Annotated in this window: 2 protein-coding genes; both read right to left on the bottom strand. The window is 51.2% G+C overall.

The window, feature by feature from the left end:
• Positions 1 to 203 (bottom strand): hypothetical protein (locus BQ17_RS22715; RefSeq protein WP_218068263.1); only part of this gene is annotated, 203 nt, incomplete at its 3' end.
• 405 nt (positions 204 to 608) lie between these two features.
• A partial coding sequence (locus BQ17_RS13065; RefSeq protein WP_089727753.1) for an alpha/beta hydrolase family protein occupies positions 609 to 1,546 on the bottom strand: 938 nt, incomplete at its 5' end.

The following is a 1,546-nucleotide window of genomic DNA, read 5'->3' as shown; positions in this document are numbered from 1 at the left end:
TCGGGTTCCGTGAGGATCCCCACGATGGTTTGTTGGTGGTTTTCGAATGTGATGCGTGATGATCTGCTTCCAAACTGAGGCACCAGTTGTGGGGCCGGCTCCCCGACGTTAATGATCGATGTGGAGGTTTCCTGGGCGAACGCCCCCGAAACCCATGCGAGCAGTCCGATAACACAGGCTGTTTTTATGATGTTGTCACGCATTTTCACTTTCCTCTTTAGGGGGTTGAATGATTACGCCGATTTCATCAATTGTCATTTCGAGCGCAGCGAGATTCGGTAATTTCTTTTTCCCATGCGGAACTGACATCACCGGGGGCCGTAGAATAATTATCCAAAAAAAGGAGAAACCTAGCTATTTCTAACCTCTCTCTTGGGCAATCGAATTAATTCTGATGCTAATTCTTCAATATTTCTTTGCATATATTGATGCCTCTCATTATACGGCCAACGAAACGAGTTTAGACTTGTAGACTGTACACAGATATTGGCTTGTTCCCACACTCCGGCATGGGAATGCAATTGTAACCGCTCCAGCGGCCAATGTTTTATGACGCTGGAGCGTCCGGACTTCCTCCCACGCTGGAGCGTGGGAGCCAGAGAGGATCTTTAATTCGCAAAAAGGCTCTCGCAAAAAGGCCCTTTAGGGTGTCTTTCGCAAAAACCCCTTAGATCAAATCCGAATCTGTCGAAAAACCTTTCGAATCCTTCGGACTCTTCGGACTCTTCATGGTGCTCTTCCTCTATCAAGGTTTTGATAAACCAATCCGTGCTCCAGGCAATGGCCTTATCGAGCTCGGCCGATTGCTCCGGGATATTGATAAAATGATTGGCATCGAGCTTGACCAATCTTTCCTCCCCTTCGTGATACCGCAGATAAATTTCTCCCATTTGGGGTTGAGGCTTGATGATAGTGTCCTGCAAACCGACGACCACCATTAAAGGCTTGGTAAAGCGAACAATCTCGGCCACCGGATCGATCTTTAACAGACCCTCGAAAAAGGGACGCTTGAGCTCGAAAGTTGACCCCCATGTTGTCGAGGCCTCAACCAGCTCACCCTCCGCGGCATTCAATCCGGCTTGCACCGTTTCCGATCCGTAAACGTCGCTGTAGGTTGCATAGGGAATCGAGACCGCCACCCAGAGCACCGCTGAATCGATTCGATCATCCCGAGCCGCTGCAGTCGCGGCCACCAACCCACCCTGACTGCGACCAAGCAGGCCCATGCGTTCGGAGTCTATCCGCGGAAGATTGGCCGCGTATTCGATTGCGGTCAGGGTATCGCTGATCTGTCTCGTGAACGTCATATCCGCAAAGTCACCATCGCTTTCCCCGCTCCCACGAAAATCGATGCGGAGACTGGCAATCCCGTTCTCGGCGAACACCCGGGCCGTACGGCCATACATGGTTTCTCCCGTCTCTTGCAAGGGTTGGGAGAATCCATCCTTATTACCGCTGAACCCATGCAACATCACGACGATCGGATACGGGGGAGTCGTTTCGGGTTCCGTGAGGATCCCCACGATGGTTTGTTGGTGGTTTTCGA

The sequence above is a fragment of the Candidatus Thiosymbion oneisti genome (assembly GCF_900092655.1).
Taxonomy (GTDB): Bacteria; Pseudomonadota; Gammaproteobacteria; order Chromatiales; family Chromatiaceae; genus Thiosymbion; species Thiosymbion oneisti.
Note: the sequence above shows the minus strand (reverse complement) of the source record. Positions and strands in the feature narration are given on the sequence as shown.